13 protein-coding genes are annotated in these 15383 nt (G+C 69.6%); 7 read left to right on the plus strand and 6 right to left on the minus strand.

Translation table 11 applies throughout. The annotated features are described in order from the left end of the window. Nucleotides 1-27 precede the first annotated feature (27 nt). Entirely contained in the window at nucleotides 28-1437 is a 1410-nt protein-coding gene (gene wsfD / locus CLV68_RS02560; protein WP_246009639.1) for a glycan biosynthesis hexose transferase WsfD, read from the plus strand. Nucleotides 1438-1491: 54 nt separating this feature from the next. Here the strand turns inward: wsfD and CLV68_RS02565 are convergent, their stop codons facing one another. Together CLV68_RS02565 and CLV68_RS02570 are read right to left on the minus strand one after the other, a co-directional pair. After that, entirely contained in the window at nucleotides 1492-3066 is a 1575-nt protein-coding gene (locus CLV68_RS02565; RefSeq protein WP_121390920.1) for a M28 family metallopeptidase, read from the minus strand. Between the two features lie 237 nt (nucleotides 3067-3303). Next, nucleotides 3304-4848 carry a M28 family metallopeptidase gene (locus CLV68_RS02570; protein WP_121388990.1) on the minus strand — a complete coding sequence of 515 codons (1545 nt, stop codon included), beginning with the start codon at nucleotides 4846-4848 and terminating at the stop codon, nucleotides 3304-3306. A 158-nt stretch (nucleotides 4849-5006) separates the two neighbouring features. Here CLV68_RS02570 and CLV68_RS02575 point away from each other — a divergent pair, with 158 nt between their 5' ends. Next, a complete protein-coding gene (locus CLV68_RS02575) occupies nucleotides 5007-5978 on the plus strand; it encodes an NAD(P)H-quinone oxidoreductase (RefSeq protein ID WP_121388991.1) in 972 nt (323 codons plus the stop codon). A gap of 31 nt (nucleotides 5979-6009) precedes the next feature. Here CLV68_RS02575 and CLV68_RS02580 read toward each other — a convergent pair whose 3' ends face one another. Then, entirely contained in the window at nucleotides 6010-7212 is a 1203-nt protein-coding gene (locus tag CLV68_RS02580) for a cysteine desulfurase-like protein (RefSeq protein ID WP_121388992.1), read from the minus strand. Between the two features lie 60 nt (nucleotides 7213-7272). Between CLV68_RS02580 and CLV68_RS02585 the strand changes: the two genes are divergently transcribed. Beyond that, nucleotides 7273-7806, plus strand: coding sequence for a bacterial proteasome activator family protein (locus CLV68_RS02585; protein WP_121388993.1), 534 nt, complete (start codon nucleotides 7273-7275; stop codon nucleotides 7804-7806). A gap of 953 nt (nucleotides 7807-8759) precedes the next feature. On the opposite strand, the gene CLV68_RS02590 is transcribed toward CLV68_RS02585, so the two are convergent. Then, a complete protein-coding gene (locus tag CLV68_RS02590) occupies nucleotides 8760-9419 on the minus strand; it encodes an acylneuraminate cytidylyltransferase family protein (RefSeq protein WP_121388994.1) in 660 nt (219 codons plus the stop codon). 77 nt (nucleotides 9420-9496) lie between these two features. Between CLV68_RS02590 and CLV68_RS02595 the strand changes: the two genes are divergently transcribed. The 3 genes from CLV68_RS02595 to CLV68_RS02605 all read left to right on the plus strand — a co-directional run bounded on the left by CLV68_RS02595 (nucleotide 9497) and on the right by CLV68_RS02605 (nucleotide 12090). Then, nucleotides 9497-10144: a hypothetical protein gene (locus CLV68_RS02595; protein WP_211346417.1), complete on the plus strand. Its 648-nt coding sequence runs from the start codon at nucleotides 9497-9499 to the stop codon at nucleotides 10142-10144. After that, on the plus strand, nucleotides 10141-10542 hold the full coding sequence (locus CLV68_RS02600; RefSeq protein ID WP_121388995.1) for a hypothetical protein: 402 nt from the start codon (nucleotides 10141-10143) through the stop codon (nucleotides 10540-10542). Before CLV68_RS02595 ends, CLV68_RS02600 begins: the two co-directional genes overlap by 4 nt. Nucleotides 10543-11520: 978 nt before the next feature. Then, nucleotides 11521-12090, plus strand: coding sequence for a transposase family protein (locus CLV68_RS02605; RefSeq protein ID WP_211346418.1), 570 nt, complete (start codon nucleotides 11521-11523; stop codon nucleotides 12088-12090). 89 nt (nucleotides 12091-12179) lie between these two features. Here CLV68_RS02605 and neuC read toward each other — a convergent pair whose 3' ends face one another. Next, a complete protein-coding gene (neuC, locus tag CLV68_RS02610; protein ID WP_246009640.1) occupies nucleotides 12180-13292 on the minus strand; it encodes a UDP-N-acetylglucosamine 2-epimerase in 1113 nt (370 codons plus the stop codon). A 22-nt stretch (nucleotides 13293-13314) separates the two neighbouring features. After that, on the minus strand, nucleotides 13315-14352 hold the full coding sequence (locus CLV68_RS02615; RefSeq protein WP_121388997.1) for an N-acetylneuraminate synthase family protein: 1038 nt from the start codon (nucleotides 14350-14352) through the stop codon (nucleotides 13315-13317). A 137-nt stretch (nucleotides 14353-14489) separates the two neighbouring features. On the opposite strand from CLV68_RS02615, the gene wzm reads away from it, so the two are divergent. Beyond that, nucleotides 14490-15377 carry a galactan export ABC transporter permease subunit Wzm/RfbD gene (gene wzm, locus CLV68_RS02620; protein WP_121390922.1) on the plus strand — a complete coding sequence of 296 codons (888 nt, stop codon included), beginning with the start codon at nucleotides 14490-14492 and terminating at the stop codon, nucleotides 15375-15377. Nucleotides 15378-15383: the final 6 nt, after the last annotated feature.

The raw sequence follows: 15383 nt of genomic DNA on the forward strand, positions 1-15383 counted from the left end.
GTTACCCTGCTTCGAGTGTGGAAGCGCGTGAGCTTTGTCGGGACCTTCGCCCTCTGGCTCGTCGTCATCGGGGTGCGGTGGTTGGTGCCCCGGCCGGTCGGCATCGCCGACAACGGCGACGGGTGGCGGATGCTGTGCAAGCTCGGCCTCAACGACCGCGCGCGGGTGTCGGAGCTGGGCGTGCAGCTGTTCTACGCCCCGGCCCCGCCGTGCGGCAGCACCTACGTGTCGTCGCAGTTCTGGGTCGACCGGGTGGCCGTCTCGATCGGACAGTGGCTCGGCGGGCCGCCCGGGCTGAACCTGAAGCTGGTGGGGGCCATCGGCTGCGTGCTGGTGGCGCTCGGGCTGACCGTCGTGGTGCACGCGCTGCCGGTGCGGCCGTGGTACCGGGTGGCGGCGGGCGCGATCGTCGCCCTGGTGGTGCTGGACTCCGCGTTCTTCGGCTACTTCACCTCGATCATCAGTGAGGGCGCTGCCTTCGCCGGGCTGCTGCTGACCTGCGGCGGCCTGCTCCTGCTGCGCCGCGACGGCGCCGCCAGGTGGTTCGGCGCCGGTGTCGTGGTCGCGGGCGGGGTCCTCGCGGTCAACGCGAAGTCGCAGACGCTGATGGTGTTGCCGCTGCTGCTGGTGGCGCTGCTGGTGCTGGCGTTGCTCGACAAGCGCCGCGCGCGGTGGGTGGTGCCCGGGGTGGTCGCCGTGGGCCTGGTCGCGGGGACCTACGCGCTGCAGAGCACCGGTGACTTCGCCAACGAGGAATACCGGGAGATCAACGCCTACCACGCGATCTTCAACAGCATTGTCGACGGCAAGCACGACACCCAGCGCGATCTCGCCGACCTGGGCCTGCCGCCGCATTTCGCGCAATACATCGGCACCACGTGGTGGAGCCAGAAGCCTGCGCACACCGACCCGGACTACCCGAGGTACCAGAGCAGGATCAGCAACGAGAACATCATCGACTACTACCTCTCGCACCCGGTCCGCACCGCGCAGATCCTCGACCAGGCGGCGTCCGACATGCTGACCGGGCGGCCGGAGAACATGGGCAACTTCGCCCTCGGCGCTGGCCAGCCGGACAAGGCCAAGGAGTACCGGGTGCCGGTGCTGTCCGGGATCACCGGGCTGCTCGCCCCGGCCGGGCTCTTCGTCGCGGTGCCGCTGTGGCTGCTGGTCGGCTGGCTCGGCATCCGGGCGCTGCGCCGCGACCGCCGCGACCTCGGTGTCGTCGTGCTGTTCCTGCTGCTGGTCGGGATCGGCCAGGTGCCGCTCGCCGGGCTGGCCGAGGGCATCGAGGGCGTCAAGCACCAGGTGATCGCGTTGTTCGCGACCCTGCTGGCCGCCGCGTTCGCCGCGGTCAGCCTGCTGCCGACAGGGCGCGGTGAACCGGAGGAAGCGGATCGGGAACCGGCGACCGAGCAGTTCGCGATCCCCGCCTGAGAACACAAGAAGGGCCCCGCCGGGTGGCGGGGCCCTTCTTCGTCAGCGGGTGGATCAGATGGCGAGTTCGTTCACGTGGATGCAGCCTGCCCCGTGGGCCTCGGCCACCTCGTCCTCGTGCACGAGCTGGGCGCGCGCCTTGGACTTGGCGGCGACGCGGGCCTGCGCACGGGCAGCGCGCGGCGGGACGCCGTTGATGTCCTCGGTGCTGATCGCGTAGGACGCGGTCACCCAGGCGATGGCGTCGGAGTTGCGGTCGAGCGCGACGCGGTCGATGTTGCCGAGGTTGTCGCCCTTGCCGTGGTAGTTCTTGTCGTAGGCGACACCGGCGACGCCGCCCCACTTGTCGGCCTGCGCCTGGGTCTTGAGCTGCTCGGCACCGGTGAACAGGCCACCAGCCGGGATGCCGTTGGCGATGAACTCGCCGTAGTCCGAGCGGCCGGTGAAGTCGGTGCCCTCGGTCGGGGTACCGGTGGTGTTGAGGAACGAGTGGAACGCGGCCTCGATCTGGGCCGAGCCGTACGGGCCCTCACCGGCGCCGACACCGTCGGAGTTGTCGCCGTCGTAGACGAAGTAGCCGGTGTTCGGCGAGGCGATCATGTCGAAGTTGAGGTACAGCGCGATGTCGAGCTGCTGCTCGAAGGTCAGCGACTGCACGTACTTCTTCGAGCCGACCAGGCCGAGCTCCTCGGCGCTCCACCAGGCGAAGCGGACCGCGTTGTTGACCTTCGGCGAGCCGCCGAGCTGGATGGCGGTCTCCAGCAGACCCGCGCTGCCGGAACCGTTGTCGTTGATGCCGGGGCCCGCCACGACGCTGTCGAGGTGCGACCCGGCCATCACGACGTTGTTCTTGCGACCGGTCTTGGTCTGGGCGATGACGTTGTAGCTGGTGCGGTCCTCCCGCAGCGCGCGCAGCTCCAGGGTCACCGAGGCACCGTTGGCGGAGGCGGCCAGACGCTCACCGTCGGCCTTGCTGACGCCACCGGTGGGCAGCTTCGCGTTGGCCGGGTCGCTCAGCGTGCCCGCGAGCCCACCGTCGACGTTGTTGTAGATGATCGCGCCGACCGCGCCAGCGGCGAACGCGTTGGCCTGCTTGTCGGCGAACGGGCAGGCGCCGCGCTGGATCAGCGCGATCTTGCCGGTGACCCCGGCGAAGTCGGTGACCTCGCAGCCGGGGGTCGCGTCGACCGGGACGACGGCCAGCGGCGCGGTGATGCCACCGGTCGGCGTCGACAGGCTGTAGGTCATGATCGAGATCGGCACCGCGGCACCGGCCACGGTCAGCTTCTCGGCCAGGGTCTGGGTGAAGGTGAACGGGAACTCGTGCCGGGTGACGTCGAAGCCCGCGGCGACGAGCTGCGACTCCACGTACTCGGCGGACTGCCGGTGACCGGGAGTGCCCGCCGCGCGGTTGCCACCGTTCTTGTCGGCGATGCGCTGCAGGGCGATCAGGTGCCGGTTGACCCCCGCCCCGGTCACCTTCTTCGCGAGGTTCCGCGCGAGCGCGGGTCCGTCGGGGAGTTCGGCGGCCGCGGACGGCGCCGCCGAGGACGGGATGGTGGTGAACGCCAACGCGCCGGTGGCCGCGAGGATGGCGGCTCCGACCCGTAGCGTCTGACTCTTGCGCATGCAGGTCCCCTCGTTCACGGGTAGGTGCGGCCGCGAACCGTGACCACCCCGACGCGGTCCGTGTTCCGGCGTGGGCTCACCCTCGCCCGGAGGAGCACCCTGGTCAAGGGGTGTTCATTGCCAAGTTGGCCTGCCTTCGGGTACCGATCGTCCCACTACTGCGGAAAGGCCCCGTGGCGTAGTCGCCACGGGGCCTCCCGTTACTCCTAATGCAGCAATCCCGGCAGATAACGATTTCTACCGAACAGCGGCGTGTGACACCTTTGCCGCCTTGCCCTTCTTGGCCTGACCCGCGATGAGGGACTTGCGGGCGGCGGCCTTGGCGGCCTTCGCGACGTTGTTCTTCGGCGGGACGCCGTTGATGTCCTCGGTGCTGATCGCGTACGTCGCGGTCACCCAGGCGATCGCGTCGGCGTTGCGGTCGAGCGCGACGCGGTCGATGTTGCCGAGGTTGTCGCACTTCGAGTGGTAGCACTTGTCGTACGCGACCCCGGCGGTGCCGCCCCACTTCTCGGCCTGCGCGGCGGTCTTGACGCCCTCGGCGCCGGTGAAGATGCCACCGGCCGGGATGCCGTTGGCGATGAACTCACCGTAGTCGGAACGACCGTCGAAGTCGGTGCCCTCGGTGGGGGTACCGGTCTCGTTCAGGAAGCCCGCGAGAGCGGCCTCGATCTGGGTGGAGCCGTACGGGCCCTCGCCTGCGCCGACACCGTCGGAGTTGTCACCGTCGTAGACGAAGTAGCCCGCGTTCGGCGACGCGATCATGTCGAAGTTCAGGTACAGCGCGATGTCGAGCTGCTGGTCGAAGCTCAGCGACTGGACGTACTTGGTCGAACCGACCAGGCCCAGCTCCTCGGCGCCCCACCACGCGAAGCGCACGGCGTTGCTGACCTTGGGCGAGGCGCCCAGCTGAAGCGCGGTCTCCAGCAGCGCGGCGCTGCCGGTGCCGTTGTCGTTGATGCCGGGGCCCTCGTCGACGCTGTCGAGGTGGGAGCCGACCATGACCACGTTGTTCTTGCGGCCGGTCTTGGTCTCGGCGATCAGGTTCCGCGAGGGCTTGTCCTCGGTGTGGAAGCGCATGTCGACGGTGGTGGACACACCGTTCTTGCCGAACAGGGTGTCGCCGTCGGCCTTGCTGATGCCCCCGGTCGGGATGGTCGCGCCCTCACCGACGGTCACGCCCTGCAGCGGGCCGTCGGCGTTGTTGGCGACCAGGATCGCGATCGCGCCAGCGGCGGCCGCGTTGGCCTGCTTCTGGTTGAAGGTGCAGGCGCCGCGGCGGACGAGCGCGACCTTGCCCTTGACGTCGAGGCCCGTGTAGTCGGTCGCCTCGCAACCTGGGGTGGCGTCCTGCGGGACGGCCACCAGCGCGCCGGTGACACCGCCGACCGGGGTCTGCGGCGAGAGCTGCATGGCGAACGCGTCGACCTTGGTGCCGCCCGCGTTGGCGAACGCGGCGTCGGTGATCTGCACCGGGTAGGTGAACGCGGGCGTGCTGACCTCGAAGCCCGCGGTGCGCAGCAGCCCGGCGACGTAGTCGAGGCTCTGGTCGTAGCCCTTCGTGCCCGCGGCGCGGTTGCCACCGTTCTTGTCGGCGATGCGCTGCAGGGCGATCAGGTGCCGGTTGATGCCGCTCGCGGTGACCTTCTTGGCCAGGTTCTTCGCCAGCGCGGGGCCATCCGGCAGCTGCTGGGCAGATGCGGGCACCGCCGCGAACGCGAGCCCGGCGCACGCGGCGAGCACGAGCGCACCCGCGCGGACCGTTGTCCTGGGGGACGACATGGGCAAACTTCCCTTCGTGGGGGTGGAAAGTGCCGGCTCATGACGGAACCCCGACCGACCCTCGTAATCCGGCGAGCGTGACTCTTACTCGCAAATCGCCGCCGGTCAAGTGTTCCGGTTGGACTGTGACCGTCGGACAGCCGGGATACCGTTGTCGTATGCGCGCGATCACGATCAGCGAACCGGGTGGCCCCGAGGTGTTGCGGTGGACCGAGGTACCGGATCCGGCCCCGGGACCGGGTGAGGTGCTCGTCCGGGTGGCGGCCACCGCGGTCAACCGGGCGGACCTGTTGCAGCGCAAGGGCTTGTACGCGCCGCCGCCGGGCACGACCGAGGTGCCCGGGCTGGAGTGCTCCGGTGTGGTCGCCGCGCTCGGCGCCGGTGTCAGCGGGTGGCAGGTGGGTGACCGGGTGTGCGCGCTGCTCGCGGGCGGCGGATATGCCGAGCAGGTGGTGGTTCCCGCCGGGCAGCTGCTCCCCGTACCGTCCGGAGTGGACCTCGTGGCCGCGGCGGGTCTGCCCGAGGTCGCGTGCACGGTGTGGTCGAACGTGGTCCAGACCGGCAGGCTCGTCGCGGGCGAAACCCTGCTGGTGCACGGCGGCGCGGGCGGCATCGGCACGCACGCCATCCAGGTGGCCAAGGCCCTCGGCGCGACCGTCGCGGTGACCGCCGGTTCAGCCGAACGGCTCAACCGCTGCGCCGAACTGGGCGCCGACACCACGCTGGACTACCGCGAGAGCGCGTTCGAGGACGAGGTGCGCGCGGACGTCATCCTGGACAACATGGGCGCGAAGTACCTGCGCCGCAACGTCGCCGCGCTGAACCGGGGCGGGCGGCTGGTGGTGATCGGCATGCAGGGCGGCACCGTCGGCGAGGTCGACCTGAGCGTCCTGCTGCGCAAGAACGCCACGGTGTCGGCGACGAGCCTGCGGTACCGACCGGTGCCGGAGAAGGCGGCGATCGTGGCCGAGGTGGTGGCGAACGTGTGGCCGATGATCGCCTCCGGCAGCGTCCGCCCGGTGACGCACGCGGTCCTGCCGATCACCGAGGCGGGCGAGGCCCACCGGTTGCTGGACGAGGGCGGCGTCTTCGGCAAGCTGGTGCTCGCGGTGGATCGGGAAGCAGACTGAATCGGCCACGCGTTCAGGGCCTGAGTGCCGTTCAGGGCCTGAGTTCGGCGAGGGCCTCGACGAGTTGGTCCACTTCGACGGTGTTGGTGTAGTGGGCCAGGCCGACCCGGACGGCGCCGCCGACCTCGCCGACGCCGAGGGTGGCGAAGACGCCGGTGGGGGTGTCGTCGGCGAAGGCGCAGATGCCGCGCTCGGCGAGGTGGACCACGGCGTCCTGGGCTTTGACGTCGGCGACGGTGAAGGCGAGGGTGGGGACGCGGCGCATGGCGTCGCCGATGACCATGATGTGCCGCAGGCCGCGCAGGTCGCCGATGAGCCGGGACAGCAGACCGGCCTGGTAGGACTTGGCCGAGCTCAACGAGGTGACCAGGCGTTCACGGCGGGTGCCGGTGGCGGCGTCGTCGAGTTCGGCGAGGTAGTCGACCGAGGCGACCAGACCGGCGAGCAGCGGGTAGGCGTGCTGGCCGAGTTCGAGGCGCTCCGGGCCTGCCGCGCGCGGGTCGAGCGAACTGGCCGGGAGCCGGTCGAGCATCGCGGGGTCGGCGAAGGCGAGCGCGGCGACGGCGGGTCCACCCCACGCGCCCGCCGACACGGCCACGACGTCGACCCCGGCGGCCTGCATGTCGATCGGCACGAACGGCGCCGACGCGGAGGCGTCCACCACGACGACGGCGTCCTGCGCGCGGGCGAGGTCGGCGATCCTGCCGAGGTCCGGCCGGGTGCCGACCGCACCGGACGCCGAGGTGACCGCGACGACCTTCGTGCGGTGCGACACCAGGTTCTCGTACTGCCACGCGGGCAGCTCGCACGTCTCGATGTCGATCTCCGCCCACCGCACCGTCGCCCCGGCTCGCTGGGCGACGCGCAACCACGGCGCCGTGTTGGCCTGGTGGTCGAGGCGGGACAGCACGACCTCGTCGCCGATCAACCACCCGTCGCCCAGTGCTTCCGCGAGCCTGGCGAGCAGCACCGCCGTGTTCGGCCCGAGCACGACCCCGGCCGGGTCCGCGTTCACCAGGTCCGCGACCGCGCGCCGGGCGGCGTCGACGATCGCCTCCGCGCGTTGCGACGCGGGGAAAACACCGCCGGGACCGGACACCGGCGCGCGCAACGCCGTCGACACCGCGGTCGCCACCTGTTCGGGGACCTGCATGCCCGCGGGCGAGTCGAGGTGGACCCAGCCGTCACCCAGCGCGGGGAACAACCCGCGAATGCGCGCGACGTCGAAGGCCATGCGCCACACCGTACGAGAGTCCCCCCGCCCCACGCCGCGTGGGGCACTACCCTCGAACGCGTGACTCAACCCACCCCTGGCTCGGACGACGCGCACCACGTGGTGGTGGTCGGACCCGACGGTTCCCCGCTCGGCACCGCGAAGATCCCGGACAACCCCGACGCCGAGTCGGTCGGCGACATGGTCGAGCAACCCGCGAAGGTCATGCGGATCGGCACCATGATCAAGCAACTGCTGGAGGAGGTCCGCGCCGCACCGCTGGACGAGGCCAGCCGGGCCCGGCTGCGCGAGATCCACAAGCGCTCCATCGCCGAACTCGAGGACGGCTTGGCGCCCGAACTGCGCGAGGAACTAGAGCGGCTGTCACTCCCGTTCACCGAGGAGCACACCCCCTCGGACGCGGAACTGCGCATCGCCCAAGCCCAACTCGTCGGCTGGCTCGAAGGGCTGTTCCACGGCATCCAGACCGCGCTGTTCGCCCAGCAGATGGCCGCCCGCGTACAACTGGAACAAATGCGCCGCGGCCTGCCCCCCGGCACCGGCACCGAGGACCAAACCCACCTGCGCACCGGCGGCAGCGGGCAATACCTGTAGCCACCCCACGCGAAGGCAGGCACCAGGACTCCCAGGTGCCTGCCTTCCGTCATTCCCGGACGATCGCTGCCCGCGGGCGCTCCGCAGAACGCCCACTCACGGACGAACCCGACTGACTTCGCGCCAGTCCACCCGCACGCAGCCCACCGACCCGGACGGTCCTCGGCCATTCACAACCAGCTCCGCACCAGGAGCCCACACGCAAGCCACCAGACCCGAGGCAGTCCCCAGCTATTCAAGACCAATTCCGCACCAACTCCCCGCCCGCAAACCACCCGACCCCAGGCGACCTCCAGCCATTCAAGACCAGGTCCACACCAACTCCCGCACGCAAGCCAGCTGACCCGGGGCAGTCCTCGGCCATGCAAAACCAGCCCCCCACCAGCTCCCGCAAGCAAACCACCCGACCCGGGCGGTCTCCGGCGATTCAAGATCAGCTCCGCACACGCAACCCACCCGACCCGAGGCACGTCCCGACCAAGACCAATTCCGCACCAGTTCCTCGCCGCAAACCACCTGACTCGAGGCGGCCTCGGCCCAAGTCCAACTCCGCACCAACTCCCCGCACGCAGGCCGCCCGACCCGAGGCAGTCCCCGGCCTAGATCAACTCCGCGCCAGTCCGCTCACGCAGCCCACCCGCCCAGGCCCGGTCCTGCCCGCACAGGCCCGCCGCCCCAGCACGCGAGGCCGGCCGACCAAGATCAACTCCGCTCCGGGGGCCCACCCTCCCGGGGCCCGGGGCCCCATCTCTGAACGTATCGAGCTCGGCGACTTGTCAATAGGGGCCGCGGGTGGGCTGTGGATGATTGGTGGGGTTGTGGACAACACGGTCCGGCGGGGCCTGGTCGTGGGCAATGAGGGTGGACTGCGGGGGGCTGGCGAGGTCCGCGGATGCCAGAGGCTCGCGCGCCGGTGATCGACTGCGGCAACCACAGCGATCGACGGGGCGCCGTTACTGGTGGACGCGGGCGAGGTCGGCCGGGGTGTCGATGTCGATCGCGCGGTGTGGCGGGATCACCTGGGCCAGGACCTCGGGGATGAAGAACCTGCGCTGCGCACGGAGATCAGCGGCACCCACGACGTAGACGCCACCGGTCGGTCGCAGCACCGGCGGCAGGATCTGGCGCGGGGCCTCAAGATCCGACCACTCGTGCGCGGGTTCGATGCGGCCGTCGTGGACGACGCACGACTTCCACGGGTGGTGCGCCCGCACCTCGACCATCTGGACGACCGACCCGGTGCGCCGGTCGCCGTGCAGGGTCAGGCAGTCCGCGATGTCCTCGGCGGTGCGCAGCGGGGTGGTCGGCTGCACCAGCACCAGCACCGTCCCCGGGTGGAGTCCCAGGTGGTCGACGACGTGCAGGACGGCGTCGACGGAACGGCTGTCCGGACCGGACAACCCGGCGGGCCGCGCCACCACCTCGGCGCCCGCGCTCTGCTCGGCGATCGCCGGGTCGTCGGTCGTGACCACCACCCGGTCGACACCCCTGGCGGCCACCGCGGTCAGCACCGCGTGCGCGACCAGCGACCTGCCCCGGAACAGCGCGAGGTTTTTCCCGGGGAACCCGCTGGACCCACCGCGCGCGGTCACCACCGCCACGACTTCACCCATGTTGCCCCTCCCGCACTGCGGCGATCAGCCCAACACTCTAGGCTTAACAACCCAGTACACCCGACCCCCCACCGGTGATGAACATTCTTCTCCAGCGTTCGGCCGCCGTGCTCGCCGAACTGCTCGACAGCTACGCCAGCAACCACCCGCCCCGCGCCATCGCCGTGGTGGGCAACGCCCCCATGCCGCCGTGCGCGGCCCGTTCGCGTGCCATCGACGCCGCCGACCTGGTGATCAGGATGACCAGTTTCGCCGTCGACCCCGCCGCGCTGGGCACCCGCACCGACGTGGTCGTCCTGCACCGCGGCGTGATCGCCAGCCCGCACACCTTCGCCGACTACACGGCCCGGCTGTACCTGCTGGTCGAGCCCGGCAGGCTGCACTGGGAACCGGAGGCGATCCCCGACTGGTGGCCAGCCGACCTGGGGTTCGTGCCCGTGCCGAACCACGAGTTCACCGTCGCGCTCAACGACCTGCTCGGCTTCGACCCGGCAACGCCGACCTGGTCGACCACCGGGACCATGGCCACCTACCTGGCCACCGAGTTGTTCCCCGAGGCCCGGGTCCTGCTCACCGGCACCTCGATCGTCGACACCCCGGACCAGACCACCTTCCCGCACGCCTGGGGCGACCCCGTCGCGGTCACCGCCGAACACAGCCTGATCGCCGAGTCGACCCTCCTGCGCACCTGGGAGTCGACGGGCAGGATCGAGATCCTCAGATGAACCCCCTCGCCCTCCTCCGCACCCGCGTCCGCGCCCTGGCCCAACGCGAAGCCGCCGCCGCTGCCGCCGAGGTCCGCACCGAGTTAACAGCCCTGCGCGCCGAGTTCACCACGAAACTGGACGACCTGACCCCGCGCCTCACCCACCTCACCGAGACCCTCGACTGGCTCAACGGCGAACACCGCCGCATAGCCCCCCAACTAGCCGCCGTCGAATCCCGCCTGGCCACCGTCGAGCACCCCCTCCCCCGCCCCACCCCCAGCACCGACCCCACCGTCACCGCCATGACCACCCTGGTCGCCGAGATCCGCGAAGAACACTCCCGAATCCGCGCCCGCCTCAGCCTCATCTCCCGCTACGAAGAACGCCTCTCCCGCCTGGAGATCGCCTCGGACTAGCCCCACACACGCGGTGGGCTCACCCAGCCACCACCACCCCCCGCCCAGCGCCCTCCCAGTCCCAGCCCCACGCGATCAGCGCGACGAGCACCCCCAGCACCCGCGCCACCGCCAGCGTCCCGCAACGCCCCGACCAAGATCAACTCCGCTCCGGGGGCCCACCCTCCCGGGGCCCGGGGCCCCATCTCTGAACCTATCGACCCTGGTGGTTTGTCAATAGGGCTTGGCCGGGGGTTGTGGATGGTTGAAGGGGTTGTGGACAGGTACCTGCGCAGGACGATCGTCGGCTCGAAGCGGCTGGTCCGAGCTGGTGGAGACTCGGCGACGGTGGCCCCAACCCGGCCCTCACGATCGTTGGCCCAACGCGCTCCTCACAGGCGTTGGCCCCAACCCGGCCTTCACGATCGTTGGCCCACCACGCGCCTCTCTGAAACGTTGGCCCCCAAGGCGCCCCTCTACGGCGTCGGCCAACCACGCGCTCCTCGGATCCGCTGGTGCCAAGCCGGCTCGATGGGGTGGACTTGTTTTGTGTGGGGGAGCACCAGTCGTAGCGTCGTTCGCGGACAGGGCCATGCTCTTCGGCCCCTGCTTTGCGGTCCTGCCACGGCTGGTGTCGGGGCCCCGCGCAAAACAAGTCCACCGCATCGAGCTTGCTCGAAACTCGCGCCCCGGCCAATGCCGAAGGCGAGGCGTTCACCATCGACGCCGCAGGCGAGACCGAGAGCCGCCACCCCCCAGCCCAAGATCAAACCCGCCAAAGCACCCCCCGATATACAGAGGATTATTCAGGAGATTGTCTGTCCGAGTCTTGCGCGACCCCCTGATCATGTGGGCGGCGGCCCGTTTGAGAGAATTCGGTTACCACGCCAAAACTCTCACACAAACGGGCCGCCGACATGTATCATACCACTGGCCTGCGCCGGGATCAGGTGACCGATCTCTGTGCGACCATTCACCGGGAAACAGTGGATGTTCGGGGTGTCGCAGTCGACGATCAGTCGGGCGATCACCGCGATGACACCGTTGCTGGCGAAGTTGCTCGCCGAGTGCGTGCCCACCGTCGACGAACTGGATTCCCGGTCCACCTATGTCGTGGACGGCACGTTGTTGCCGTGCTGGTCATGGGTGTCGCGCGAGAAAACCTTGTACTCGGGCAAACATCGCACGACCGGGCTCAACGTCCAGGTCGCCTGCACACTTGATGGCCGGTTGGCATGGGTGTTGGACCCGTTACCCGGCAATTGGCATGACACTCGTTGCCTGACCGAGTCGGGTGTCCTCGACAGGGATGTGTCCCAGTGGATGGGAGACAAAGCCTATGTCGGCATGGGGATCCTCACCCCGATCCGCACACCCGCCCGACGCGAGTTGGTGAAGTGGGAGAGGAACCTCAACTACGAACACAACGCGATCCGCGTCCGTGTCGAACACGTCATCGCCAACCTCAAGACCTGGCGCATACTCCACACCGACTACCGGAGACCTTTCACCACCTTCGCGACAACCATCACCGCCGCCCTCGGCCTGCAATTCTACCGCCAAGCCTGAATAACCCTCACAGCTTACCGGCAGGGGCCGATAAAACGTCCAGAGCGAGCCATCGCCCTGTGGACAACTCCACCCCGGGTGGACACCCCCTACCCACTCACCACCCGATCCACAAACTCCTTATAAAGCGACGGCCCCCACAACTCATCCCCCTCAAACAACTCAATAATCCGCCGCCGAGCCCCCGGCGCCCCAAACCCATGGAACGCGCCCAACCGAGGCAACCCCACAAGCGACTCCACCGCAGCCCCAATCACCCCAGCATCAGCAGCCACATTAACCACCCCCAACGCCTCAGTCCGCCCCCGCTGGCGAGTCCCCACGTTCACCGCCCGCGTCCCCACAACCGGCGCCTCCCGCACCCCCGACGACGAATTCCCCAGCACCACATCCGCGTTGCGCATCAACGTCACAAAGTGCTCGAACCGCATAGACGGCAACCGCGCGAACCGGGGCCCCACGCACCGGTCCAACTGGAGCCGAATATCAGCACACCCTTCATCATTGTTCGGGTCGATGATCACCCAGTTCCCCGCAGAACCCAGCACCGCGTCCACCACCGACGAAGCCAACGCCCCGGTCGCCCCGGCTTCGTTGGTCACCGGGTGCATCACCAGCACTCCGTAGCGGTCGAACGGGATGTCGTACCGGGAGCGCACCGCATCAAGCGGCGGTAAGTCGGGTGACGTCAGGATATCGATCTCCGGGCTCCCCACCACGAAGATCCGGTGCGATTCCTCCCCCATCTGCTCCAGCCGCAGCCGAGCCCGGTCGTTGGCGACCAGGTGCACGTGCGCGTGCTTGGAGATCGAGTGCCGGACGGAGTCGTCGATGGCGCCGGAGAGTTCGCCGCCTTCTATGTGGATTACCCGGACGTTGTGGAGGGAGCCGACCAGGGCGGCGGCGAGGGCTTCTACGCGGTCGCCCTGGACTACTACGGCGTCGGGGCGTTCTTCGTGGACGAGGCGGGCGAGGGCTTGGACCGTGTTCGCCAGGACCAGGGCGGTGGGTTCGCCCTCGACCTGGTTGGGGATCAGGTGGAGCCGGCGCAGGCCGACGCGTTCGACCTCGTGGACGGTGTAGCCGTAGCGGCGGAGCAGGTGCATGCCGGTGACGACGACGCGGGCCGACAGGTGGGTGCTCGCCTGGACGGCCAGCATGATGTCGCGGAGCTTGCCGAAGTCCGCTCTGGTGCCGGTCACGAAGAGCACCTCGCGGCGGCCGTCAGCCATCCGCGAGGTCGCCCGGGGACAGCTGGTGGTCGGTGGGCAGCGCCACGCGGACCCGGCGGCCGAGCAGGGTCGGGTACTCGGCGGCGCGGAGTTCGCCGGTGCCGGGGCGCTTGACCCACAGGTTCGCCGCCGTCAACACGTCCCCGGCGGCGACCGGCGCGATTGTGACGACGCTGGCGTAGGCGAAGTCGATCGTGGGTTGTTCGGCGGCCAGGACTTCTTTCGTCCCACCGAGTGCGGCGTGGATCAGCCGGGAACCCGTGACCAGCTCGGCGAACTCGGCGGGCGTCGACGACACCGGGATGTCCGGACCGGGCCACCCCGGGTCCGACGTGAAGTGCCGCTCCAGCACCCGGGCCCCGAGCGGGACCGCGCCGAGGCACGGGTAGATCGACGTCGTGTGGTCGGACAACCCGAGGACCGCGTCCGGGAACGCCGCGCCCAGTTCGGCGAGAGCACCCAGGCGGACCAGTTCCGGCGGTGTCGGGTACAGCGAGGTGCAGTGCAGCAACGCGAACCCGACCCCCGCCGCCCGCAGCACCGCCACCGCCGGGGCGATGGCGGCGATGTCGTTCATGCCGGTGGACAGGACCACCGGCTTGCCGAGCCCGGCGATGTGCTCGATCAGCGGGTAGTTGTTGCACTCCCCCGAGCCGATCTTGTACGCGGCCACGTCCAGTTCGGCGAGGCGGTCGGCGGCCGCGCGGGAGAACGGCGTGGACAGGAACACCATGCCGCGCTCCTCGGCGTGCGCCTTGAGCTCGCGCTCCACCGAGGCGGGCAGCGCGCAGCGGCGCATCATCGCGTAGATGGGCTCGTCGGCGTTGCCCGGCACGACATCGTTGGGCACCATCTCGTCGTCGACCACGTGGGTCTGGAACTTCACGCACTCCAGGCCCGCGTCGGCGGCGTCGTCGACCATCCGGTGCGCCTTCGCCGGGTCGCCATCGTGGTTGATGCCGATCTCGGCGACGACCAGCGGGGGGTGGGCGGGGCCGACGGGACGGGTGCCGACGAAGAACTCGACCAAGGTGCGTCCTCCCGGATCCTCGGAAACGGCCAGTCTAGCCGCGCGCACCCCGGCCGCGCGGTGTCAAGACCGGGCACACACCGCCGGACGAACCGCCGGTAGGCTCCGGCCCCGTGCAGGTAACGAGCCCGATAGACATCCCGGAGAAACCTGTCGTGCACTCCGGTCGGAGTTCGGCGCGCGCCGCGAAGGACATCCGGGACGGGATCGCGGCCCGTGAGCTGTGGGGCCACCTCGGCTGGCAGGACATCAAGCAGCGGTACCGGCGCTCGGTCATCGGTCCGCTGTGGATCACCATGAGCATGGGTGTCACCGCCGCGGGCCTGGGATTCCTCTACTCCCAGCTGTTCGGCATCGAGGTCAACACCTTCCTGCCGTACCTGACCGTCGGGTTCATCGTCTGGGGCTTCATCCTGGGCTGCCTGACCGAGGGCTCCGACGCCTTCATCTCCAACGAGGGGCTGATCAAGCACCTCCCGGCGCCGCTGACGGTCTACGCGCTGCGCACCGTGTGGCGGCAGACGCTGATGCTGCTGCACAACATGCTGGTGTACGCCGTCGTGCTGGTGCTGTTCTTCGGCTCCATCAGCAAGGCGGGCTACGTGCTCTCCCCCGGCGGCGTCGGCCAGCCCGGGCTGAGCTGGACCATGCTGCTGGCCATCCCCGCGTTCGTGGTGCTCGCCCTCAACGGCGCGTGGGTGACGCTGCTGTTCGGCATCATCAGCACCCGCTACCGCGACATCCCGCAGGTCATCAACGCACTGACCCAGCTGCTCTTCTACGCGACGCCGATCGTGTGGCCGGTCGACATCCTCACCCAGAAGCTGGGCCCGGGGGACTGGAAGCACCTGATCGTCGAGCTCAACCCGCTCTACCACTTCATCCAGGTCCTGCGCGCCCCGCTGATCGGCAGCGAGCAGAGCTGGCACCACTGGGCGGTCGTCGGCGTCATCACGGTGGTCGGGTGGACGCTGGCCTTCGCGGCCATGCGCAACTACCGTTCCCGTGTCTCCTACTGGGTCTGAGCGAGG

The organism is Actinokineospora cianjurensis (genome assembly GCF_003663795.1).
In the GTDB taxonomy this organism is placed as follows: Bacteria; Actinomycetota; Actinomycetes; order Mycobacteriales; family Pseudonocardiaceae; genus Actinokineospora; species Actinokineospora terrae.

Coding starts and splice junctions, on each gene's coding strand:
- CLV68_RS02565 (WP_121390920.1), bottom strand. CDS start 3,066: ATGCGCAAGAGTCAGACGCTACGGGTCGGAGCCGCCATCCTCGCGGCC.
- CLV68_RS02595 (WP_211346417.1), top strand. CDS start 9,497: ATGAACATTCTTCTCCAGCGTTCGGCCGCCGTGCTCGCCGAACTGCTC.
- CLV68_RS02590 (WP_121388994.1), bottom strand. CDS start 9,419: ATGGGTGAAGTCGTGGCGGTGGTGACCGCGCGCGGTGGGTCCAGCGGG.
- CLV68_RS02600 (WP_121388995.1), top strand. CDS start 10,141: ATGAACCCCCTCGCCCTCCTCCGCACCCGCGTCCGCGCCCTGGCCCAA.
- CLV68_RS02570 (WP_121388990.1), bottom strand. CDS start 4,848: ATGTCGTCCCCCAGGACAACGGTCCGCGCGGGTGCGCTCGTGCTCGCC.
- CLV68_RS02580 (WP_121388992.1), bottom strand. CDS start 7,212: ATGGCCTTCGACGTCGCGCGCATTCGCGGGTTGTTCCCCGCGCTGGGT.
- CLV68_RS02575 (WP_121388991.1), top strand. CDS start 5,007: ATGCGCGCGATCACGATCAGCGAACCGGGTGGCCCCGAGGTGTTGCGG.